Consider the following 22801-nt stretch of genomic DNA (forward strand, 5'->3'; position numbering starts at 1 on the left):
CTCTGAATAATGATAAACGTTCTTTTACATATTTTCACAATGTTGCAGAAGTGTTAATAATGATGAATAGAAAAAACTATGTGGAAGCTGAGATTACAGTGAATGCAATAGCTAGTGGGTGGTCATCCGAGAGCGAAATATCAATTTTATATTCTGTTAATTTTTTGTTATTCAACAATATTTTAGCTGCATTAGGAATATAAACTATAGGTTTGCCAAGGTTGTTGTTTAGTATTTCAATATCGGGCAATAATAATGATGAAGTTATGCCTGTTCCAATAGCTTTGGCTACTGATTCTTTGCCAGCAAAGCGCTTAGCAACAAAATTAGTTTGCTGTTTAATAGAAAGGGATTGATATATGGTTATTTCATTTTTTCCTAGAATACGATTAATAAATTTAGTTGAGTATTTATTAATTAATTGTTCAATTCTTGGTATGTGTATTATATCAGTTCCTATTCCATATATCATATAAAAACCATTATGTAGATACTCTTTTAACAGATATTATGTCTTGAGATGACTGTAATATATTTATTATTTTATTTAACTGCTCAAGTGTAGATATTTCTATATCTATTATTATTTGAGTTGTACTCTGAGTACAATTAGTAGTTTTGATATTACAGATGTTAATATTATTATTTTCAAGTATAGTAGTAATACTGGCTAAGCTGCCTATTTTATTACGTGCAGATAATTGCACACTTGAAGTATAGAACATATTTTGAGCATTACCAGTCCAGCTAAAGTCTAATAATTTTATAGATTCCAAAACATAATTAGAAGCAACAGTGCAGTAGGTAGTGTGAATTACTATTTCTGTTTTTGTGCAAAGACCAATAATTAAGTCACCAGGCAATGGGTAACAGCATTTAGCAAAATCTATAGGTAAGTTTTGGTTGACTTTATCAATCTTATTATTATCAGATATAGCAATTGGTGATAGTTCATTACTTAGACAATACGCTTTATTTAATGTTACTGGGTTAACTGGATCTGATATTGAAGTGATAATTTTGATAATTTCTTTCTTTGATAATAATTCACTGCCAATTGAGAAAAATACTTCTTCTACATTCTTTTTATTTAGCTCGTGAGCAATTTTAGCAATGCATACATTAATATTGGCAACTTGTATTTTTTTTAATGTTTGTATTAGTATTTCTTTACCTAAATCAATGTATTTTTTGTATGCTTGACTACGTATAAATTTACGAATTTCTGATTGAGCTTTACCTGTTACAGCAAATGTTTTCCATTGAGGAATAGGGAATTGTGTATGCGATGTTATAATTTCTACTTGATCTCCATTTTGCAGTTGTGTATCTAATGGTACAACTTTGTTGCTAATTTTTGCTCCTATGCATTTATTTCCTAATTCTGAGTGTACTTTATAAGCAAAGTCTACTACAGTAGCTCCTTTAGGTAAAGCAATCAGTTTTCCTTCTGGAGTAAAACAGATAACTTGATCATAATACATTGCTAATTTTGTATCCTGCAAAAATTCAGTTGCTGTATAAGAGCGTCCTAATATATCTAATAATTCTAAAACCCATTTATGCTGCTCTACATTGTCTTTATGTTGTTTATATTGCCAATGTGCTGCTATTCCAAACTCTGATATTTCATGCATTTTTACAGTTCTAATTTGAACTTCTATTCTTCTTTGCTGAGGGCCAATAATTGTAGTATGTATTGATTGATAGCCGTTATTCTTTGGAATACTAATGAAATCTTGAAAGCTGCCAGGTATTGTTTTGTAATTTGAATGAATAATACCTAAGACTTGATAACATTCTGGAATAGTATCGACAATAATCCTGAAGGCCATAAGATCAGATAACTGATCTAGCCCAATGCATTTTTGTCTCATTTTCATCCAAATGGAGTAAGGTGCTTTATGTCTGCCAGATACCTGAGCTTTAATACCAGCTTTCATTAAAGTGTTTTGAATTTCAATGATGATAGTATCTGATGTTATGCGGTTATTATCATTATATTGCGTGATTTTGCTAATAATGGCATTTCTGATTTTAGGATACATTACTTTAAATGCAAGATCCTGTAATTCTAGTTTAATATACTGAGCTCCAATTCTTTCAGCTAGTGGGGCATAAATTTCTATTGTTTCTAAAGCTATTCTAATACGCTTATTTAATAGCTTGATCGACTCAATTGTGCGCATATTATGTAGACGGTCAGCTAATTTAACCAATAAAACCCTGATATCATTACTTATAGCTAACAGTAGCTTACGAAAGTTCTTGGCTTGTTGTAGATGATAGGACTGGAATCGAAGTTTGGCAAGCTTAGTAACTCCATCTACTAACGTTGCTACTTCTTTGCCAAATTCACGCTCAATATCACTTAAAGTTAGTTCAGTATCTTCTACTGTATCATGTAATAGCGCAGTAATTACAGATACGGTATCAATCTTCATTTGAGCAATAATAAGAGCTACATGTAGTGGGTGATAGTAATATGGATCGCCAGACTCACGCGTTTGTTTGCCGTGATAGTGAATAGCATAATCTATAGCTTTGTTTACAAGAGTTTTATTAAATGTTAGATCATAAGAAGATACTTGATTAATAATGTCTTCACGACTAACCATAGCTGCTAAGTTGTTTTTTATATTTTTCTTGTATCATCATCATTAATAATACTTAAGTTCTCACTGCTCAGATATATTTGCTGGTTGTAAAATTCAGAGTCGCTTTCGAAGTTGTTAAAATATCCTTCTTGATCATTATTAAATTTATTTTTTTGTAATTTAGATAAGTAATTATGACTTTGAGTCTGATGTTTCAAAATAAGCTTTTCTCTCAGCTCAGGAATATTAACTTCTTCTGTTAAAATTCCATTAAGAGCAGTTATGATAAGATTGCTATCTTTTTTTGCATGAGATGCCATAATGTTAGAACCGGAATTTAGTTCAATTACTAGGTGCGCTGATAAAGATACTAACTCAAATCTATTAGCTACATGTTGAGGATAGTGTGTAATAGTGTTTGCCATAATATACTCCATAATTAAAATTTAATGTATTATACTTAAACTTAAAAAAATATAGTTAATATAAATAATACATAATTTTTTAATTAATAGCTACTGCTAATAGTGAATTAATATCTTAAATACTTGAAATTAATATGCATAGATTTAGTTGCTTTGTTAATTAATTTTTTTTGTATTAAAAGCTTTTAATTGGTGATTTGAATTTAAATATTATATTATTTAAATTAATTAATTCTAGCTACTATCTAGCTACTATCTAGCTACTATGCAATAAAATTTTTGCACTTGCATTTAGTATATATCTAGTGTATGCTTACATTCAAGTATTTAAATATACTTTAAATTTCTTTTAAGGAGTTTTTTTATATGATTGACTATACAAGAGCTTATTCAGGTGGAGTGCATAAAAGTATTGATGAAGGGTTGCGAGCTTACATGCTGAGAATATATAACTTAATGGCTATGGCTCTTTTTATTACAGCTGTTGCAGGAACCGCTACTTTTTCACTAGAGCCACTTGCAAGGTTAATGTTTAATTTTTCGCCTAATGGATATGTAATTGGTCAAACGCCTATAGGATTGCTAGTTAATGTGGCGCCTATTGGTATAGCCCTGTACTTTTTCTGGGGAATAGGTAGGCTTGATATTTCTACAGCTCAAACTTTGTTCTGGGTATATGCTGTTCTTGTAGGCATGTCGCTTTCAGCTTTGGGTTATATTTATACTGGAGAATCTTTAGTTAGCAGTTTTTTTATTACTGCTTCAGCTTTTGCTGCTATGAGTATTTATGGTCATACTACTCAAAGAGACCTTACTTCGCTTGGGGCATTATTATTAATGGGGCTATGGGGAATTATAATTTCATCTTTAGTAAATATTTTTTTAGGTAGTCCTGCAATTCATTTTGCTACTTCAGTGTTAGGTGTAGGGATATTTATGGGACTGATTGCTTGGGATACACAAAAGTTAAAGCATATCTATTATAGCTCTGGGGGTGGTGAGTTAGGGCAAAAATTAGCAGTTGTTGGGGCATTTACTTTATATTTAGATTTTATTAATCTTTTCTTATATGTTTTGCGCTTTTTTGGTAACAGAAGAAAAGACTAAAAATTGTGGTTTTGTTTTGCGCACAAAACAGTATAGAGATTAGGCGATTATGTCTTTATATAATTGTGCGTTGTGTATTTTTAGTTATTTTGCAAAGCGTATATCATGTTTTGAGAAACCCATAATCCATGGATAAATGAATAATAAGTAACTCATAGATAGGGTAAAAGGATATGTTTTCTGATATTGGGGCAAATTTGGGGGCTATTGGTCATGGAGGTAATAGCAGTAGTGCAGGTGGAGTGCATGGTATATATTCCACTATACTTGAAGGAGCTAGGTTACCAAGTATTGATCAGTTGCTTTCTGAAAGCCATGTAGTTAAGATGCTTACTTTTGGGTTGGATAGTATTTTTCCAGCAGCAGCTGCATCTTTTGGACAAACTTTTAGATCAGTTCTTCAGTTTGCTGATTTGGGTGGGTGTACTAGTGGATTAAGTATATCACTAACTTCTATTTTTTCTACAAAAGGTAAGTCAAGTAGTCGAGGAGCATCCAGATAAATAACACTAACTCAATATTTTAATGCAGAAAAGCTATATTATAAAGCTAGCGCTGTTCATATTGTTAATATTTATAGTTGCAGTTAATAATATTAAAAATAGAGATAATGTTAATAATATAAGTGAATTTTATAAAACTATTAGATGTACAGTTTGCAATGGCCAAACTATTTATGATTCTAATACTGATGTTGCTCAAAAACTAAGGGAGTATATTGCAATGGAAAATCAGCAAGGAAAGAGTTTTGCAGAAATACGTCAGGATATGATACAAAATTACGGTTCAGAAATTAGTATAACTGCTGAAAGTGCTACGATAATATCGGTATTCCTTACTAAAGTTGTTCCGTGGATGTTTATTACTTTTAGTTTAGCGTGGGTATATTTAAACTTTGTTTAAGGTTTTACTTGATTAAATGATGCAATTTATAGATGAAGCAAAGATTTTTATAAAAGGTGGTAATGGAGGAGATGGGTGTGTAAGTTTCAGGCGAGAAAAATTTGTTCCTAATGGTGGACCTGATGGTGGAAATGGAGGTTGTGGCGGAGATATTATTTTTATTGGTGATCGCCACCTAAACACTCTTATAAATTTTAAATTCAAGCAACATTTTCTAGCACAAAATGGTAGAGCTGGGGCAGGAAATAATAGAACTGGTAAATCTGGACAAAATTTAGTACTAAAAGTACCTGTTGGCACTCAAATTTTAAGTAATAATAAAGAACACGTAATCTTTGATTTAACTAAAGATGGACAAGAATTTATAATTATTAGAGGAGGAAAAGGTGGTTTAGGAAACACTTATTTTAAATCATCGATTAATCAAAAACCTAGAAAAAATACTGTAGGCGAGATTGGTGATTCGATGTGGGTATGGTTGCATTTAAAATTGCTTTCTGATGTTGGATTAGTAGGACTACCTAATGCAGGCAAGTCTACTTTTTTATCAGCAATTACTTCTGCTAAACCTAAAATTGCTGATTATCCATTTACTACATTAACTCCGAATTTAGGAGTAGTTTATATTAATAATAATAGTTTTGTTGTTGCTGATATTCCAGGTTTAATTGCTGGAGCACACCTTGGGCAAGGTTTAGGAGATAAATTCTTGAAACATATTGAACGATGTCGCATAATAGTTCATTTGCTTGATATTACTGCAGAGAATTTGCTGCAAAACTATTATACTATTCGTGATGAACTGTCATCATATTCTTTATCTCTTAAAGATAAGACAGAAATTTTATGTTTTACCAAAACTGATACGCAATCTAACGAAGTAATAATGTCTAAGCTATTAGAACTACAGCCAGTAATTAATAGGGTAATATATCCAATATCATCTTATACTAAATATGGAATAAAAAAGTTACTAGCGAATATTTTATCAGAGTTACAAAAATCATAATAGAAAAAATAGCTTATTAATTACAATCGTATTTTTAGATATTTTTCATTCGCTCTAATATGTCTTAAATCATCACTTATTATACCTTCAGCAAAACGGCAAAGGAAGGTATGTAAAGATTGAAAAAAAGAAGCAAGAAAAAGTGTAATAACGCCAAATTTGGATAAAGAAAGTTAAGAAGAAGAATACGAAATTATTAGAAAAGCGTGTAATATTGGAAATATATATGTTATGTTTGATGAGGATGATGATGGAAAATGGAAACATGAATCATAACAACACAGCACATTAACTTAACTCTGCTTTTATGTATAGAAGATGAAAATATGGTACCATCTATTCTTATCCAAGTCTCATAACTTTATATCACTCTATACTATTCTAGATTTGAAAGAAGTATATTAAACACTTAGACTTATTCAGTTATAAAAACTGAGCTGAACCAACAAATAATATTGCAATAATATTATTTGTGTTTTAGTATATAATGCTAAGTGATATCAAAATTAACGTGAAATGAATGGGGATTAGTTCTGCGCAGTTGCTTATTATATTATTGATTATTTTGGTGCTTTTTGGGGCAGGGCGCTTGCCTCAAGTAATGTCTGACTTAGGTAAAGGAATTAAAGCGTTTAAGGATAGCCTAGACAATGATACTAAAAAAAAGAAAAAAGATTAATTAAAGTTTGTATGTAATGAGTTTGTATAAGTCATACAATTATTAATGAAATATGGGATTTAAATTTTTGCTATAATGATGGGCTATAATGAGTCAAGTAAATTAACCATTGTGTACTTTTCTAAATAAATATTGTGTATAACGAAGAGTATATTAATTAGCTGTAGAAATAGCAGTATCAAAAGTGTATACCTAACAGATTAGAGTAAGTTAAAGAACCAAGAATCCTTCTATAGGTTAGCATACTTCTTATATCGAACTTGGGTTCTATTAGGCAAGAAATTATAGACTTCTTCTTAGTTTTTAGAGTATTTTTTCTGTCTTTAATATGGGTTCTTTATTCTTAATTTTTATTTAAATTTATCTTTATAAATCAATGTTTTCTCTTTGTCTAATTTGGCATATAAAGTCTGTTATATTATGATTATTTCAATTTTGATCCTGATTTGTTTTTTGATTTGAAAGTAATTTTTTGATGTTGTTGCTGAAGTCCAGATTTATGTCTTAGTTTGCTGAAAGTTCGTTGTCCGAAATAAAAACTAATAATACCAGCAAAAATCGCTTGATCATCGCTAGTCCATAATATATTTATAAATTCTGTAATATATATTGTTGATTGAATAGTCAGAGATTTATATTGTACAATTTTAATAATAGCATACATAAAGAAAAAGCTATATGCTAATATAGGCCTAACAGTACCATTAATTGCATCTATCCATGCTATACCAGTTTTGTACGTTGTATATATAATAGCGGTATGTTCAGCTAAATCTTTAGCAAATTCCATTTTTTTTAAACTATGCTCTTGTAAACAGTAAGCAAGATATGCTTTCTTGTCAAGCATATCCATAGTATGTTGCCTTTCATTCTTATCTTTAATTAGTTTTAGTATTTCTGGAACAACGGAGCTAATAAATCCCACTATTGATGCAAGTAGAGCAACCATATTTTTTAATAATTTATAAAGTTAGTTATTCTGTTTGTAAGATAATTAATTGCAAGGGATCTATCTAACTACTAGAGTACTCTAGAGAATACAAGCGAGATTATTTATATTTCTTATGCAATTTTTATTTCATTTATTTAACAAAATATATATTTTTTAATTACTTAACTAAGCTATAAATTAGATTTTCTTACTTCATCAATCTGAGTTTGAAATAAGAAATATATCAAAATGCAGCAAGAAAAAGAATTGCAGCCTGTTCAGGCTTATGTATAGTAAATCAAAAAGATAGTTACATCAGGACAGAATGGAAAAGGGATATAGTCAAGAAAAATAAGCAGAATAATTGATACTATAGCATATCAGCCTATTAATGAAGTACTGTTAACCAAAATTTATTATGTTGTGTTAAGGCATACAACCATTACTCTGCCTATATTTTAGTATATTTTTTACGTCAAACTTAAAATTTCTTTATATATTTTCTTGAGTATTTGTTTAAATTAAATATTGTATATATTACACGGTTACTAAAAAGTATTCAATCAGTGAAAAAAGAAATACTAATAAATATAGTCATTTACAATGAAGTTTGCGTATAAAACGTCAGTTTAGGATAAGAGAAAGCAGGGAAGTCATAATACAAAAGGTCTACAAGAGATAATGTGCAATTATAATTATGTGATATATTAAATATAGTTTTAATTAATAGCCATTTATTTGTTGCTCGCATGTTTGCACATGCAAATTTAGAATAAGAAACAGTTAGAAAGAGATATATATACAAGTATTACAATGGTCAATGTTCAGGTTATTAAGTATAGTATTATGAACTAATACTTGTAGAAATATGAGCAATAAATAAACTGTTATTAATTGAAATTATAGTTTAATATATCACATAATTTAATTGTGCATTATCTCTCGTAGACCTTTTACATTATGCTTTCCCTGCTTTTTCTTATCCTAAACTGGCGTTTTATAACTTTATTGGAAATATCATTCCGCTAGAATGGAGAAAGCTGACTTGAGATAATGGAAAAGCATTAAGCAAAACATCTAAACAGCTTTTATCATTTATAGTATTTAGACTACATATCTATTACAACAAAGATATAGATGAATTACAGGAAAGTTATCAGCTTTATGAGGATAAGCTAAATGTTGGTCAAAGAAGAGTTAGGCAATGCTTAGTAGAATTAAGAGATGCAGGTTTTATTGAAGTTGAAAATAGGACAATAATAGACCTCTTTCGAAACTGGTTAAGGTAGTTCAAAATTATAAATGCCAGAGATCAAATTAAATCTAAGATAGAATCTTTTACGTCTATTTCGATATTTGTCAGCAATAATTTTGAACTACCTTAACCAGTTTCGAAAGAGGTCTAATTAAAGACAATGTGAAGTTACGTAATGTCCCTTGCATAAAAATTCTGAAAAATTTTCAGCACTATAGTAAAAAAGAAAAAGAAGAAAATATAGCCTTACCAGAAAAAAATTTCGTTCTAACATGAAAGAAATTTCAAGTCAACCTGAAACTTTTTTCAGTGACATATATAGATATATAGTCATTTACAATGAGGTTTGAGCATAGAAAAAAGCGACAATAGCATCATAAGATTTACCAACAGGATATTTTATACGCAAACTTCATTGTAAATGACTATATAAAAATATCTAAAAGTTCTATGACTAACACTTTTTACAAAAAGTGAGTTAATAGATAGCAGCAAAAAATAATGTTCTATTACCTGTAAAGTATATGAAACCTACTATTAATGTTTAATGTATCGTTAGTTTAACAGTAGTTGAATTTATATTTTTTGTCAATGCAAGTATACATATTTAAAAAAAAATCAGAACATATACAGCACAAATACACCCTAAATGAGTATTAATTCGCGATTTTTCAACTAAGACTTAAAATTGCAATGCTGCTATAATCTATAGTTGAAGCGAAGATTTTAAAAATCATTTAATTTTTTTATTGAATTATTACAAAAAAACTTACTTTTTCAAAAAAAGCATACAACAGCTTGTTTTTCTAATCTTAAATATTAATAGTTGAATAAAGGTGATTTATTATGGTAGTGATATTATATTTTACACAAATAGCTATAAGTAAAATAAAGCCCCCAAAAGAAAAAAGAGATGTATACAGAGATACTAAAGACAAAGGTTTATTTCTAGAAGTATTGTATGGAGGAACTAAAACACTTTATTTAGGGATAACAATTAAAGATACCGTGTTAAGAATCAAGAAAAGAAATAATAATTTTATAAAAAAGATGTAAGTTTTTATAAAATTATTATTTTTGCTGGATTGAAACATTAGGATTAAAAGGAGAATTATGCTTCAAAACGCCATAAATAATATGTAGTAACTTACGCATAGCAGCAGTAAGGATAAGCATTTTGGGTTTACCAGTGTTAGATAAACGTTGAGAAAATTGCTTGATAATACAATTATGTCTTAAAGCAGACATAGCAGGCATATAAAAAGCCTTACGTAGATCTGAATTACCAGTTCTAGAGATTCTACTGACACCACGCACAGAACTACCAGATTGACGATGCTTAGGATTAAGACCTACAAAAGCTACAACTTGTTTAGCAGAACTAAATTTCTCAATATCTGCAAAAAAAGCAAGAACTATAGCTTGTGTTTTTGCTCCTATACCTGGTATTGACTCAAGCAACATAGCTTTATCGTGAAAATCTTTGTTATTTTTAATATGGGCATTGATTAGTTGTTCAATTTCTTTAACTTGCGTTTCAAGAAATTCAATGTGCATTTGAATATTATTAGCAATTGCTTTAGAAGCTCCTTCTAATCTATTTGTTTCTTGTGTTTTATGATTAATTAAAACATTCAAGCGATTAACTAGCTGCTGTAGTTCTTGAATATAAGGCGGCTGTGGATACCATGCTTCCGGTTTCATTGCTTTGCAAAAATCTGCGATTAATACACTGTCTGCTTTATCTGTTTTTGTACGACTAAGTTTACTCATTGCAAAACCTTTAATACGAGCAGGATTTACTACACTCACTTTATAGCCATAATCGTACAGATATTTCGCTAAGCTTTTCCAGTAGATACCTGTTGCTTCCATACAAACATGTCCAGTTTCTCTGCTTTTTAACCATGTTACTAATTTGTTAAATCCTTCAGAATTATTATTAAATTTTCTTGTTTGAACTTTATGATTAATTAACACAGCGGCATCAAATGTCTCTTTAGAAATATCAATTCCTACAATTATACTATTCATAATCACCAAATTTTATGTTAAATATCTCAAAACCAACCTTGTAAATACAGGCTTTTTTGCCTAAGAATACCGTCCGGTTTTTAGTTAAAAAAGATAGTTACTTATCTAAAATTCAGGCTAGTAGCCTTAGGAGCATAACTGTATACTAGCTTTCTTTTGTGCTATTGCTATAATCTTTTATTTTATTGCAATTTCACTTATTTTTATCATACAAGATACAAAGTAACTCGTTTGCGAGGAAAGAGAAGCAAACATTGCAATACCTATAGGAATGTTATCAACCTTCACTGGCGCACTCATTGATACTTCATCCTTCAGCCAAACAGTAGATTTGGGGGCAAATAACAGCGTAAAAATAAATATCGATGGAAAAAAAACCACTCCATAGCAAAAATGCCGATATTTCCTCTAAAAATAGCCCTAGTAGCAGCCCATATGCCACCAATAGTCAAGGCTAAGTGTCCTACTCTGGAGTGAAGTATTCGCTATTTGAAGCAAAGACCTCTGCCTATGCCATTAAACACATGCCATAACAGATCTCCACCACCAAATGTGTATATTACGTAATCCATTAACTTTTCTCCTTCGCTATTAAATGCTGCTCTATTAATCTAGCCCTTTTATCTATTCGACTTGCATCGGTTTGTAGGCTAGTCCATTTTTCATTTGCAAAAAGTTGTACTCGATTCAATTCCTTCAAATATCTTTCTAAATGTTCATTCGAAACTTGCTTAGCACCTAGTGAAGTAACGGCTCTACGTATTTCGGTGATTACTTCCTTCAAATGCTGAACTAATGTGTAGCTAGCTATTAATTCTGATGAACTATCTAAAATCGTGACTCCAGAAATAGCTTCTAATGTGATATAATCATAAATTGGAAATATATCTCCAATCGAAGATAAAAAGGCTATCGCAGAGTTGCTAAATTCAAAATTATTATCAAACTTAATTTTTAGATTAGTCAATTGTTGTTTAGCTTTACCTGCATAAGATTGCTCTGGTAATATTGTGATATTTCGTTGCAAGCTTGGATGCAAGCAACTGACACTATCACAGCTGTAAATCGAGGCTTATTCTCCACCTTTTAAATGACTAATCCAACTTTTTTCATCCTGAGCTAAGGAGTCATAAAAGTGTACATTATTGTTTGTAACAACGATAGTACCAGTCATAGACATGATTGAATCACGCATATCTGATGGTATTCCAACCTTTGCTGCTGCTTTAGTGAAGATGTTATAATCATCAAGCATTAACTCTGAATCTTTATTTTGTGCTTGTCTCAGAGCTTGTTTTTGATCTAAATAATTACGACATTTTTTACCAGCTGCAAAATAATCAAACCCGCTTTGTGACTGTATATCACGGCAAACAGCTTCTCTCATAGCCCAGTTCTTTGGTAAAGCTGTAGCAAATAATGCTTTTGTTAATTCACAATCTCCTTTAGCAAATTGATTCATCTCCATTGCTAGATTACGTAGGTCCTTAAGAGCATTCTCGATCTGTGGAGCAAAGGTTTTTAATCCTAATGAAAATGCATAAACTTTAGCTTGAGAACCAATGTTTTTCATTAGTTGAACTAATTCTTCTCCAGAAATAACAGAGAAGCTACCAAGATAGGCATCAATACCGCTACAGCTCATGTTTAAAGATGGTGGAGTCATAGCAAATGGCTGATCAGCAACTCATTATTCTTACTGACAGCTAGCAACTGAAATTCATATTTATTAGCAAAGCTCTGAACAATATGAAGAAAGGCTTTACAGAGCAAGCAATCTTGTTTAACTTGCAGAATCAATCCCCAGTTTTTAGCAATGTTTTTGAGTTTGAAATCATTTTTTTGCTCTGATTTTTCTTGATATAGCTTTCTATGTAAGCTATTAGCAGTCTCATTAGCATTAATCAGTTGGTAATCAAGTAGAGTAGCTAGTTGCCACATAGTAGCAAACTTATGCGCCTTCTCCATGATTTGCTTCTGTAATCTTTGTGCTGTAATCACATTTTCGAGCGTTGGATTATCAAGCGCTATACGCTGAGCTCGATTAAATTGCTCCTTTAATTCCTCAATTCTATGATCATGAGGCCTACTCATCAACTTAGAATTAGCAGAAGATTCATTAGGCTCATGACCATGGTTTATCATTGTACCATAAAAACCCTGTAGGCAAAGAGTTAGCAGTAGCTAATTCTATCGACAAGTAATTAAGTAGCCCAATAGTTAGCATTATTGCTAATGGATTCATTATTGCATTATTTTTATATCTATTTAAAATGAAGTTTAGTCAAAGAAGAGAAGCATGATGCAATCAAAGACTGCTAAAATGCTTCAACTATAACCCATAATAGTTATTATCTTATTTGCGATAATACTAGTTACTATAAATCTAAGAACATAACAAATCAAAACAAAGCAACTAAAAATAGATGTTGTTAAATCTTAAATCATTTCATGAATTAGTGTTCTCTCCCTTTAACACTACTTTATATTCTTCGTAAAGCTGTTGAAATGTTCCCAAATCATCATCCTGCAATGCTTCTACTATCTGCTTAGTTATTCCGATATCTAACTCAAGCCACTTTTCCAAAAATTTATCAGCATCGTTTTTTTCTGAATCTGGTTTTAATATCTGCTCCTTATTTTTTGCTATTATTATCAGCGATTCATTTACAACATATCTTTGTTCTTTCATCCATAATAGCCTTTTCTCTTGCAAGTGCTCTGCGATTTTATGCTGATCATGTTCAATAGCTAAAGCTAAATCTAAAACTGTATAACCATTTGCATTCTTTAAACTAAAATTAATACCACCATGGTCATACATCATTTTTATCCGCTCCGCTGAATGACTTAAAGCAGCTAACCTTTCATCCTCACTTAACCACCTTTCATCATACCTTATATATTCATCATCAAGTTCTCTACTTAACAATGCATAGTGCTTTAAAACAGCTAGATGTAAAACAGTTTGACCATTATTGTCTTGTAAATTTATTATACTATGATCTCTATCTAATAAAAGCTTCATTATATCCTTATAACCATATTGAGCAGCAAAATGTGCAGGAATTTTACCACTATTATCTCTTAAAAGAGTATTAGCATTCCTAGCTAATAACCACTCTACTATATCTTTTTGACCACATGTAGCAGCCTCATGTAAGACAGTTCTATCATTATTCCTCTGTACATTAATATCACCTCCTCTACTTACTAGAAGCTCTATTCTATCTATATTAGAGTAGGTAGGTGTAATAACACAATGTAAAGGTGTTGTACCTTCGTTGTCTGGTACATTTACATCAGCCCCACTATTCAACAAAAGCATTACCATATTTGCATTATAGGCACGAGTGATAGCATAATGTAAAGCAGTAACACCATAACCATCTTTTAGATTTACATCAGCCCCACTATTCAACAGAAATGTTGCTATATTAATGCGCTTATATAAAACTGCTGTATGCAACGCAGCATGATTTACCTCACAAAAAAGGCTACCACTATTATATACTACATTATGTATTAAATTGATCAAAGACATATCTTGTGCTAGAATGCGCTCCACATTCTCTATATTATCATGTTTAACAGCATGATATAATTCATGTAATAAATTACCGTTATTCATTAGTTTTTCACCCTATTTTAATATATAATAAAACATACACATAAAATGTATATATTTATTATATATTAAAATATGAGTACAAAGCAATATATAATATAATGATTACTAATTATATAGTAATCACAATTACTACAACTCTTCAAGTTCAATAAGTACCTGAATAATGCTGGTTTTGTTGCATACGATGAACTTTATCTTTGATTCCTGCAATAATGTCTTTGTTCATGCTGTTTTGAGCCTTAGTGAGTATATCTCCAAATAGTTCATCCATATTGATTTTAGTGAAATCAACTTTTTGTAACTCTTCAACAGTAAGGCCTCTACACTTTGGACATTCAGGTGTACCGAAGTCTATTTTTAGCTGCTTTCTTGCTTCTTCCTGAAAAATTCTTGCAAGTTTTGACTGAAAGCAGCAATAAGTAGACTTTCTAGCTAGGCAAATACCCAATATCGGAATTCTTGAAGAACAATAGGTTCCAATGTAATAGCAGTAACCTTTTTTTCTATATAGAGCTAATTCTTGTTCCTTAGATTTGCATTGCGATAAGCCTATATCACGCCCCCAGCCAGTCATTGAAGAGCAGCAATTCAAAAAACTAAATACATCTTTTTTGCATTTTCGATGTTTACCTGAAAATACAGAAACGGGATTTGTTTTAATGTCCTTGCTCATCTGATTTAGCATTGCTAGATGAGCTACTTTAGCTATATCTCTATTTGGTATAATAGTTGGAGTGTTGCAATTACCTCCTAAACAAAAAATTGAGTTATTACGCAATGATGAGTGTAGCATTGTTTGCTTCTCAGTTGAACAGCTATAATCGTGCTGCCATAGTAAACAAATATTTGCTACTGATTTTTGGCAAGTGCTGTTTTTAATTCACAATTTTGAATTTTAAGGTGTTTGCAACCATCTTTTGGATCGCTAGTACATGAAAAAACAATCTTTTGTTTCCAATATGAACGATTGACTCTAAACTTGTCAAAAAATACTCTATCACCACTCTCATAGTTGAGTCTATTCGCCTCATAGCATTCATTACTTTCTATTAATTGTTCAAGTTCAGGCTTTACAACTTGCCAATATTCTGCTACTTCCCTTAGTTCTTGAGTCTTATCTCTGTAGTCATAGCGAAGTATACATATTTTACCTCTTTTTGATATAATATAAACTTTGTTCCAATATGCTCTATAGATACGCCAAGCCTATCAGCAACAGCACTCCTCATTCGTCTTGCAGCCATTTGGCTATCACCTGCTAACTTGTATATTTTTTCATTATTTTTATCTACGTCATGGAAATCTGCACGACCATTAAGCCAATTACTATGATTCTCTACTATTTCTTCTGTTGCAAATTCCATTTGCCGGTTTTGCCAAGAAAGCCATACATTCTCTAATCTGCACTCAACATTTAATTCTCGAATAAGTTCAATGTTAAAATTACTACCTTCATTACAACTTTGAATAATTTCAGTATTAGTTTTACTTGTCTGAGTTACGAAGTTACTGCTATCAAGGGCACTTAAAGGATCAGATTCAATTCTCATTGAATTAGCTATCATATAATTTTGATCGTTGATATTATGTTGAGTTAAGGCATTGTTTTTACTGTTTTCAGCTTGAAATAACATTGCCCCACTTTCTGTACCAAGCTGATTACGGCCATGGTAGGTTAAATCCTCATCATTGTTAGGATAATTGACATTACTACCTTGATGAAATAATTCTTGTGTATTTGAAGAATTTCCAAGATTTACATTATAGTTGCTAGCTTCATTATAACTGCTTTGCATTGAAGCTAAACAACAGCTAATATTGAGCACTATCAAAAAGTTAATATAGATAATAATCTCATTGAGTATTCTCATTCATAATTTCTAATGCTATTGCTAAAGGAATATGGCCAGTTAATTTCTTGGTTAATCCTCTTTTTTCATCATCTATTACTATCACAGGAACAACATCAATTTTATATTGTTCAAACAAGCTAGGATCTATATCGAAGCTAATACCAAGCTCCATAGTTTTATTCTTTGTTTGTGTAAATGAGTTATTAATTAACCCACGCATAATCAATTGAGCTCCAGCCTTTTGAGATTCAGCAAAATAGCTTTTTAAAGCCTCATCACTCATTGAAAATGAGACAAAAATAAAAGTTTTTTGCTGGCCCAAAAAAAAGCATTAGCATTATTAACAAATAATAAAACCATCAACATCATTACTCGTATAACCATATTCCTCTCTAACCCTTATCAAAGCAAACAGTAATCTCTTTTTCGCCAAATCAAGTAACCAAAATCTTCACCATTAACTGGAAATTCTCTTCCAGCCTGCCATGTAGCTTCTGTTTGGCCTATGCTCTTGCAGGATCTGGTTTCTGGAATCGGATAAGTCATTTGTAGTCGATACTGACTTTTCTTCATAATAGGCATGGGATACTTGCCACATAAGCCTTTATAACCATAATATCCCCATAACATCAGTTGCCTATGCATTCTAGCCATAAACTTACTTACCATTAATACAGATGTTCCAACTCCACCATTATGCGCCGCAGCTGTTCCAGTAAAAGGGTAAAGCATTCCTTGACATTCAGCACACCAAAAAGCATAATCACTTGCTAATAAACCAGCGCTGCAACTCATGCAATCAGCTATACATGCTTGATAAGCAGCTACATTTTGAAACAACAGCGTTTCTGGATTTAAAATCGCAGATTTAGCGTCATCACTCCATAATGGATCAAACTCTGTTAAATATGCTATATCGACTGCAGCCATTTCCAGACAAATAAAATCAAGCAAAATTTCCAGCCAATAAATCACAGGATAGACATACCAATGAATGTGATAAAAAGCACTTCCTTCAGCCTCATCTTTCATGCCTTTTTGAGTAGCACTTCCAAATGACAAACCTCCAAGACTTACCATACACATTGGCGACTTTGTAACATCTACAAGGCGTACTGGCTCCCAAAATCCTACCGGAATATACCAGGTACAGGTATTGGAATCCCTGGCTTAGGACAAAGACATATAAGTCTACCAGAAGCATTAGTATCAGGCATTGAAGTGTTTGTAAAGTACAGAGATATAGTAATTTAACCTATATTATCACATAAATCATTTTTAAGTTGCAATATCACTCATTTTTGGTTTTTTAGGTGAAGTGTTAACAACAGCTACACCTTGAACTGCTTTAGATCGCTTACAGTATAGAACACAACGCCTTTTTGATTTAATTTTTGATGTTTCAACTTTCTCAACATTATCAGGGTCAAAAACTCCTTGAGCAGCCATTTTCTTTATTTCATATAAAGACTTACATTTTTGCCCTTTAGGAATTTTACAATCAAAATTACTTTCGAAAAAGAAGCTTGTTAGGCTCATACAGCCCAATAGCAATAATAAAAACTTCATTATAAATGCTCCTCTAACTTTTGTGATTGGTCGAATTTATTATGCAAATTAACTTTTTCATTGTTAGTTGATTGTGAATAAGTTAAATTATGTGGCTTCTTCTTGTGCTCACGTAAGTCAAAACCTTTTTTAAATACAACATCGATGACTCTACCTGACGCAATAAGAACGACTGGGCTCATAGAATCAGCTTGTTTTATAGCAAAATCAGCTAGCTTATCAAAAGCATTACTAGCTCCAGAGTAAGCTCCAGACTGAAGCGCATCTCCAATCTGAAACTCTTGTTGTTGATGACCTCCAGCTACTAGGTTTAAAGTTGGTAGCATATCAGGTTTAATAGCCTTAGCTTGTAGAAACTTAGCAATATTGCTAAATACTCCATTTAATGCAGCCATGCTTGCTATGTTAGACGATTTATCTACCACGATTCCTTTAATTCCAGAACGTCCATCTTCACCTATCAACCAGCCTTCCGCCTTGTTTTCAATAATATCTCCATAATGAAATTTTACTTTGAAGCAGTTTTAATATGCTTGATGCTGAGCTTAACAAGCTTTAAAGTAAAAACTAGCATTTTAAGCTAATTTTATTTTTCCTTTTGAATTATCCTTTTCAGCTTCTTCTGTAGCAGCATTAATAAGCGTTACATGGCTTGGAGTTTTTGGAGTAAAAGTTAACATTAAATCTTGAATTGTTTTGTGTTCTCCTATTACTGTTAAATAAAGCTTCTTTTCTTCTTCTCGTGGAGCAATAAACAAACATCCAGACTCATGAACTACAACTTCGGCTGCATTTTGAGGATACATAAAAATATCATTGATTTTTTCATCTTTAAGATTAATTCTTGTTGGCCCACTATCAGAAATCTCAAGCTTCAGCAAATTATCAACTTCTAACTCATATTCTACCGCATATACATCACTAAACTTGACTAAAGCAATAAACCCTATCATAAACCTCAAAATTCTAATACTCATTTTTTTATTCCATTCTCTTTAACGCCAGTTAACAACAAAAGGTAATTAGGACTTCGCTTGTAAGTCAAAAGGTAAGTCTTATCGACAGCTATATGTTTACTATCGCTAAACCAATAACGAAGCGTTCCACTAATTAATACTCCATCCTTTATCACTTCAACCTTCTTCGGAAAAAAGACTGAAGACACATTTGAGCCTTTAACAAATTGCAAGTGATCATGAAAAAATTTATTTAAAGATTCAGTATTACTAGATGCAACTTTCATGTCTGCTATTTGTCTTTCTACCTCATTTGGAGAAGTAGTAAATAAGAGTTTCGTTACATAAATTGCCCATTCCTTTAAATAGGTTTCATGGTAATTTTTTGATGAAACCATCATTTTACGATCAGGCTCCATTGCTGGAATTAATAACCACTTTTCTTCTTTGGTAATTGCAGCCATTATCGCAATTATATTAGCTGCAGCTAGCAATATAGTTACTGAAAGTAAGCATTTATTATATTTAACCAGCTCTTGTATAGCATTTTGCTTAAAGAGATGATTCATTACTTGCCAACTTTTTTGCCCAAAAGCCTTGGATATCCTAATGGAGCTGGCAATAAACCTTTAGCTACTAAAAAACTTTTTAGCAAAAAATTCTCAGATACCTTCTTAATTTTCTTAAAGCAATAACATAGAGCAATTCCTCCAACCATAAAGGCTAGGCCTAATTTAGCATGCCTGCTGTTTAGTAGTACAATTCCTGGAGCTACTCCAGCTAGCACTACTCCCCATTCGTCAATGCTCAAACCCATATACTTCAACGGCCTCGATAATGCCCAACATAATTTTTGATTTTGTATAATCACCTTCAGCCTCAATTGTAGCATGAGATTTCTCATTCTGCTACTATAATGTTTAAATTAGCTAAATATCTTCAAACACAGATTTTACCTGCAATAATTAGTGTTCATATATGCATGTGCGACATGAAATCGCACTATTCTTACCACAACGTTTATATCAGTCAGATAGTATTATAAATATTATAACTTCTAGCACATTCACTAATTATTTGTATAGCCTTAGACATATACTCTCGTACTAACTCCATACAAGCTATAGTATAAGGTATTGTTGAGTTTGGATTAATATGATTCAATGCTATACTAATTGTCCTCTGACTTTCGCCTGCATCCCCCATACAACTTGCAAACGTCCTTCTTAGATCGTGTATTCTGAAATTTTTTATGCTTGCCTTTTCACAAATTATCTTCCATGCGGTATTTGGATGCGATAAGTGTCCGCTTTCGCTAGTAGAACTTGGTAGTACCCATTTACTTGTAGATATTAATTTCCTTGCTTGCAATATTTCCATTGCCTCATCTGTTAATGGTATATTTTGCGCCTTTCCGTTCTTAGTTTTTGGTATATGCCATATTTTTCTTTCAAAATCTATATTGTCCCATTCCATCTCTAACACATTACTTTTTCTAGCTCCAGTATATAACGCTAGTAATGCAAAATCTCTTATCAATGGACTTGCTTCTCCGCATAATACTTGTAAAAATCTACCCATTTCATCGTAACTTAGACGTCTCTCTCTTGCTTGCAGTTTATGCTGCTCTATCCCTAGAGTAGGATTGTTTTCTATTAATCCCCATTTTATTGCCTTATTAAATATAGTGCGTAAGGTTGCTAGCAATGCATTTGCTGTGGCATATTTTCCCTCTTTGCTGATATCATTGAATATTGGTTCAATATCACTCATTCGAATCTTGCTTATCTTTTTTTCATATAATGCTTGTGCATAAGTATGTACTCTGTCAGCATTCTCTTTCCAGTTTATAGTATATATTTTGGCATACTCTTCAATATACTTATAACACAGCTCTTTGAATGTAATATCGTTAGCTTTTCTTTCTCTTTCTTTTATACGATTCTCATTTTCTTCTATCTGTTGTTGATGTTTTACTGCTCTTGGATCTATTCCGTTCGCCATTAATGTCTTTAATTCTCTTGCTATTTTTCTAGCTTCTTTAATAGATAAATATGGAAATTCCACTATCCTTATTTTTAAACTCTGGTTTTTATATTTTTGTTCTAAAATCCATGTTTTTCTTACTATTCCTCCACAGACTGTACATGAGATTTTCAGTTTAAGTCCTATTATATCTGGATCGTGGATAATTAATAATTTTTCTCCCTTAGGAATTTTAATTTTACGTAGTGCTCGATTTATAAACTTTGATGATATTGAAGTCATAATCACCCCACATAATATTAATATTTATTATTAAAGTATTACGTTTAATTAAACAGATGATCTATATTATACTTTTTATTTGATAGCAAATTTTTATACTAATTTGTTCATAATACATATAACTTAAAAATCACTTATCAATCCTAGATTGTATATATTTTTCGATCATTAGATTAACCTCTAGATTGAAAACTGGCCCCCAATTTCCTAAATTTTCTGTCAACCTTTTGTCAACCTTTTGCTTTAATTTTTTTGTTATATTGACAAATATTGGAAATATATTTATAGTTAAAGTTGAAGCTTGATTAAAAATATTAATAAAAGTTAACACAAGTTAATAGTAGGTTCTATAAAGTATAGAAGTTAATAAAAATTAACTTTTCTTCTCCCTTATATTTGATCTACCTTTGCATTTTTACCTATAGAACATCTTATTGATTATAAGATGAAGCTAAAAGACTAAGAACCAGCCATACTACTTTTACCATTTTAGAAATTTGTTTAAAACTCTATTGCTGAAGGTACGTTTATTATGACAAATTGCTACCTTGGTAGATTCGATGTAATATATATCTGTTTCTTCTCTTTTTCATATAATGCATTAATACAGCTAGTGGCAGCAGCATTCTATGCCATAATTGTAATAATCTACTATATAACTTGGTAAACCAAAAGGTTCCCCCCTCGAGGTAACGTGCGTAATAATGAAGAAAGATAAAAAAATCATGCAAACATATATCAAAATAAAATTTCAGTAAAGAAAAAACGCACCTACCGAACCAACATCAAATAATTATAGTCAAAAAACGTTAATTCAAGGTTAGATGCTTCATTGAAAAATAAGCCTTAAGAGAGTATAGGTGAGTGCGAGAGAGCTTACCTATACTCTAGTTTCCAATGCTTAAAATCTCTATTACATATGTATAATGGACAAAGTTCAGTTGAATAACTTTGTTTTGATGCTAATAATTGATATGCCAATCTGCATACTGGTCTTGCATCATAATATGCAAATCGTGGTAAGAAGAAGATGTTATTTGGAATAGTTGTAGTAGTTGTAACTAATAACTCATATATCATCTTAGTTGCGTTTCCTGCGCAACCAGATAGAGATTTGGTATTTAATATCAAGTTTACTGCTTCGGTAGCATCAATTAATACTGCTTGAAATGATGAGCTGCTATTAAAATCAAATTTTTGTAGATATACCTTATTTCTATATGCATTAATAATAGCGAAGGCTATATTTACTCCTTTAATTTGTTGTTTAATAAGAAATTTTAATACCTCAAAGTCAGAGATAACTATAGGAACGATCTTGGATACTGTAATAATACCTAATGCTGCAGCAAGTCCTACTCTTATTCCAGTAAAGCTACCTGGCCCTTGAGTAACAGCTAAGTAATCAATGTCTTCAAATGTTACTTTTGCCTGTATCATTGTTTTTTTAATCATACAAACAAGATATTGAGCTTGCATAGCAGGTTCAACATTGTAATTAGCAGCTAAAACACTGCTATGATTGCTAATTGCTACCGAACAACTATTATTAGAAGTGCAAATGCCAAGAATTTTCATTTTATC

Annotated in this window: 24 protein-coding genes and 4 pseudogenes; 6 read left to right on the plus strand and 22 right to left on the minus strand. The window is 31.3% G+C overall.

Annotated features, from left to right (window positions below; translation table 11 throughout):
• Positions 1-76 precede the first annotated feature (76 nt).
• Genes acpS through OTBS_RS04345 form a run of 3 tightly spaced genes read right to left on the minus strand, consistent with a single transcriptional unit; the run spans position 77 to position 3022 of the window.
• Complete coding sequence (gene acpS, locus OTBS_RS04335) at positions 77-472, minus strand: holo-ACP synthase (protein ID WP_011944701.1); 396 nt, start codon at positions 470-472, stop codon at positions 77-79.
• A 10-nt stretch (positions 473-482) separates the two neighbouring features.
• Entirely contained in the window at positions 483-2618 is a 2136-nt protein-coding gene (locus OTBS_RS04340; protein ID WP_011944702.1) for a RelA/SpoT family protein, read from the minus strand.
• A gap of 17 nt (positions 2619-2635) precedes the next feature.
• Complete coding sequence (locus OTBS_RS04345) at positions 2636-3022, minus strand: hypothetical protein (RefSeq protein WP_157866356.1); 387 nt, start codon at positions 3020-3022, stop codon at positions 2636-2638.
• Between the two features lie 366 nt (positions 3023-3388).
• Here OTBS_RS04345 and OTBS_RS04350 point away from each other — a divergent pair, with 366 nt between their 5' ends.
• The 5 genes from OTBS_RS04350 to tatA all read left to right on the plus strand — a co-directional run bounded on the left by OTBS_RS04350 (position 3389) and on the right by tatA (position 6720).
• Positions 3389-4129, plus strand: coding sequence for a Bax inhibitor-1/YccA family protein (locus OTBS_RS04350; protein ID WP_011944704.1), 741 nt, complete (start codon positions 3389-3391; stop codon positions 4127-4129).
• Positions 4130-4302: 173 nt separating this feature from the next.
• Entirely contained in the window at positions 4303-4632 is a 330-nt protein-coding gene (locus tag OTBS_RS04355; protein WP_011944705.1) for a hypothetical protein, read from the plus strand.
• A 61-nt stretch (positions 4633-4693) separates the two neighbouring features.
• Positions 4694-5032 carry a cytochrome c-type biogenesis protein CcmH gene (locus OTBS_RS04360; protein WP_232488917.1) on the plus strand — a complete coding sequence of 113 codons (339 nt, stop codon included), beginning with the start codon at positions 4694-4696 and terminating at the stop codon, positions 5030-5032.
• Positions 5033-5051: 19 nt separating this feature from the next.
• A complete protein-coding gene (gene obgE / locus OTBS_RS04365) occupies positions 5052-6041 on the plus strand; it encodes a GTPase ObgE (RefSeq protein ID WP_011944707.1) in 990 nt (329 codons plus the stop codon).
• Between the two features lie 520 nt (positions 6042-6561).
• Positions 6562-6720 (plus strand): twin-arginine translocase TatA/TatE family subunit, encoded by a 159-nt coding sequence (tatA, locus tag OTBS_RS04370; RefSeq protein WP_011944708.1) that lies wholly within the window; start codon positions 6562-6564, stop codon positions 6718-6720.
• Positions 6721-7144: 424 nt separating this feature from the next.
• Here tatA and OTBS_RS04375 read toward each other — a convergent pair whose 3' ends face one another.
• Both OTBS_RS04375 and OTBS_RS14065 read right to left on the minus strand, forming a co-directional pair.
• Positions 7145-7567, minus strand: coding sequence for a hypothetical protein (locus tag OTBS_RS04375; RefSeq protein ID WP_232488918.1), 423 nt, complete (start codon positions 7565-7567; stop codon positions 7145-7147).
• Between the two features lie 1364 nt (positions 7568-8931).
• Positions 8932-9027, minus strand: a pseudogene (locus OTBS_RS14065) (IS5/IS1182 family transposase); the annotation flags it as partial.
• Between the two features lie 725 nt (positions 9028-9752).
• Here OTBS_RS14065 and OTBS_RS04380 point away from each other — a divergent pair.
• A complete protein-coding gene (locus OTBS_RS04380) occupies positions 9753-9962 on the plus strand; it encodes an integrase (protein ID WP_041621222.1) in 210 nt (69 codons plus the stop codon).
• 15 nt (positions 9963-9977) lie between these two features.
• On the opposite strand, the gene OTBS_RS04385 is transcribed toward OTBS_RS04380, so the two are convergent.
• The 17 genes and pseudogenes from OTBS_RS04385 to tsaB all read right to left on the minus strand — a co-directional run bounded on the left by OTBS_RS04385 (position 9978) and on the right by tsaB (position 22795).
• The gene (locus tag OTBS_RS04385) at positions 9978-10946 is read right to left on the minus strand and encodes an IS110 family transposase (RefSeq protein ID WP_080571841.1); all 969 of its coding nucleotides are present in this window, start codon (positions 10944-10946) and stop codon (positions 9978-9980) included.
• A gap of 171 nt (positions 10947-11117) precedes the next feature.
• The gene (locus OTBS_RS16295) at positions 11118-11321 is read right to left on the minus strand and encodes a conjugal transfer protein TraG N-terminal domain-containing protein (RefSeq protein ID WP_041621223.1); all 204 of its coding nucleotides are present in this window, start codon (positions 11319-11321) and stop codon (positions 11118-11120) included.
• 190 nt (positions 11322-11511) lie between these two features.
• A pseudogene (locus OTBS_RS14080) lies at positions 11512-12615 on the minus strand (conjugal transfer protein TraH); the annotation flags it as partial.
• Complete coding sequence (gene traF / locus OTBS_RS14085; RefSeq protein ID WP_410517951.1) at positions 12603-13085, minus strand: conjugal transfer protein TraF; 483 nt, start codon at positions 13083-13085, stop codon at positions 12603-12605. The pseudogene OTBS_RS14080 and the gene traF, both read right to left, overlap by 13 nt.
• Positions 13086-13389: 304 nt before the next feature.
• Positions 13390-14571: an ankyrin repeat domain-containing protein gene (locus OTBS_RS04405; RefSeq protein WP_011944711.1), complete on the minus strand. Its 1182-nt coding sequence runs from the start codon at positions 14569-14571 to the stop codon at positions 13390-13392.
• Positions 14572-14716: 145 nt separating this feature from the next.
• A pseudogene (traN, locus tag OTBS_RS18330) lies at positions 14717-16429 on the minus strand (conjugal transfer protein TraN).
• Complete coding sequence (gene trbC / locus OTBS_RS04420) at positions 16426-16746, minus strand: type-F conjugative transfer system pilin assembly protein TrbC (protein ID WP_011944350.1); 321 nt, start codon at positions 16744-16746, stop codon at positions 16426-16428. Before trbC ends, traN begins: the two are co-directional and overlap by 4 nt.
• Before the next feature lie 80 nt (positions 16747-16826).
• Positions 16827-17650: pseudogene (locus tag OTBS_RS04425) on the minus strand (TraU family protein); the annotation flags it as partial.
• Positions 17651-17702: 52 nt separating this feature from the next.
• A complete protein-coding gene (locus OTBS_RS04430) occupies positions 17703-17993 on the minus strand; it encodes a hypothetical protein (RefSeq protein WP_011944249.1) in 291 nt (96 codons plus the stop codon).
• Positions 17993-18457 (minus strand): TrbI/VirB10 family protein, encoded by a 465-nt coding sequence (locus OTBS_RS04435; protein WP_011944248.1) that lies wholly within the window; start codon positions 18455-18457, stop codon positions 17993-17995. Before OTBS_RS04435 ends, OTBS_RS04430 begins: the two co-directional genes overlap by 1 nt.
• A gap of 111 nt (positions 18458-18568) precedes the next feature.
• Positions 18569-18970, minus strand: coding sequence for a hypothetical protein (locus tag OTBS_RS04440; RefSeq protein ID WP_011944247.1), 402 nt, complete (start codon positions 18968-18970; stop codon positions 18569-18571).
• A complete protein-coding gene (locus OTBS_RS04445) occupies positions 18967-19518 on the minus strand; it encodes a TraE/TraK family type IV conjugative transfer system protein (RefSeq protein WP_011944688.1) in 552 nt (183 codons plus the stop codon). Before OTBS_RS04445 ends, OTBS_RS04440 begins: the two co-directional genes overlap by 4 nt.
• Positions 19518-19853 carry a hypothetical protein gene (locus OTBS_RS04450; protein WP_011944246.1) on the minus strand — a complete coding sequence of 112 codons (336 nt, stop codon included), beginning with the start codon at positions 19851-19853 and terminating at the stop codon, positions 19518-19520. The genes OTBS_RS04445 and OTBS_RS04450 overlap by 1 nt, the downstream gene beginning before the upstream one ends.
• Positions 19854-19978: 125 nt before the next feature.
• On the minus strand, positions 19979-21217 hold the full coding sequence (locus tag OTBS_RS04455) for a tyrosine-type recombinase/integrase (protein ID WP_080571797.1): 1239 nt from the start codon (positions 21215-21217) through the stop codon (positions 19979-19981).
• A gap of 130 nt (positions 21218-21347) precedes the next feature.
• Positions 21348-21548, minus strand: coding sequence for a hypothetical protein (locus OTBS_RS04460; protein ID WP_011944470.1), 201 nt, complete (start codon positions 21546-21548; stop codon positions 21348-21350).
• Positions 21549-21698: 150 nt separating this feature from the next.
• On the minus strand, positions 21699-21788 hold the full coding sequence (locus tag OTBS_RS18335; RefSeq protein WP_410517965.1) for a hypothetical protein: 90 nt from the start codon (positions 21786-21788) through the stop codon (positions 21699-21701).
• A 305-nt stretch (positions 21789-22093) separates the two neighbouring features.
• Positions 22094-22795 (minus strand): tRNA (adenosine(37)-N6)-threonylcarbamoyltransferase complex dimerization subunit type 1 TsaB, encoded by a 702-nt coding sequence (gene tsaB, locus OTBS_RS04465; RefSeq protein WP_011944712.1) that lies wholly within the window; start codon positions 22793-22795, stop codon positions 22094-22096.
• Positions 22796-22801: the final 6 nt, after the last annotated feature.

The sequence above is a fragment of the Orientia tsutsugamushi str. Boryong genome, from assembly GCF_000063545.1.
Taxonomy (GTDB): domain Bacteria; phylum Pseudomonadota; class Alphaproteobacteria; order Rickettsiales; family Rickettsiaceae; genus Orientia; species Orientia tsutsugamushi_C.

Coding starts and splice junctions, on each gene's coding strand:
- acpS (WP_011944701.1), bottom strand. CDS start 472: ATGATATATGGAATAGGAACTGATATAATACACATACCAAGAATTGAA.
- OTBS_RS04340 (WP_011944702.1), bottom strand. CDS start 2,618: ATGGTTAGTCGTGAAGACATTATTAATCAAGTATCTTCTTATGATCTA.
- OTBS_RS04345 (WP_157866356.1), bottom strand. CDS start 3,022: ATGGCAAACACTATTACACACTATCCTCAACATGTAGCTAATAGATTT.
- OTBS_RS04350 (WP_011944704.1), top strand. CDS start 3,389: ATGATTGACTATACAAGAGCTTATTCAGGTGGAGTGCATAAAAGTATT.
- OTBS_RS04355 (WP_011944705.1), top strand. CDS start 4,303: ATGTTTTCTGATATTGGGGCAAATTTGGGGGCTATTGGTCATGGAGGT.
- obgE (WP_011944707.1), top strand. CDS start 5,052: ATGCAATTTATAGATGAAGCAAAGATTTTTATAAAAGGTGGTAATGGA.
- tatA (WP_011944708.1), top strand. CDS start 6,562: ATGGGGATTAGTTCTGCGCAGTTGCTTATTATATTATTGATTATTTTG.
- OTBS_RS04375 (WP_232488918.1), bottom strand. CDS start 7,567: ATGCTTGACAAGAAAGCATATCTTGCTTACTGTTTACAAGAGCATAGT.
- OTBS_RS04380 (WP_041621222.1), top strand. CDS start 9,753: ATGGTAGTGATATTATATTTTACACAAATAGCTATAAGTAAAATAAAG.
- traF (WP_410517951.1), bottom strand. CDS start 13,085: ATGATAAACCATGGTCATGAGCCTAATGAATCTTCTGCTAATTCTAAG.
- OTBS_RS04405 (WP_011944711.1), bottom strand. CDS start 14,571: ATGAATAACGGTAATTTATTACATGAATTATATCATGCTGTTAAACAT.
- OTBS_RS04430 (WP_011944249.1), bottom strand. CDS start 17,993: ATGAAGTTTTTATTATTGCTATTGGGCTGTATGAGCCTAACAAGCTTC.
- OTBS_RS04440 (WP_011944247.1), bottom strand. CDS start 18,970: ATGAGTATTAGAATTTTGAGGTTTATGATAGGGTTTATTGCTTTAGTC.
- OTBS_RS04445 (WP_011944688.1), bottom strand. CDS start 19,518: ATGAATCATCTCTTTAAGCAAAATGCTATACAAGAGCTGGTTAAATAT.
- OTBS_RS04450 (WP_011944246.1), bottom strand. CDS start 19,853: ATGAGAAATCTCATGCTACAATTGAGGCTGAAGGTGATTATACAAAAT.
- OTBS_RS04455 (WP_080571797.1), bottom strand. CDS start 21,217: ATGACTTCAATATCATCAAAGTTTATAAATCGAGCACTACGTAAAATT.
- tsaB (WP_011944712.1), bottom strand. CDS start 22,795: ATGAAAATTCTTGGCATTTGCACTTCTAATAATAGTTGTTCGGTAGCA.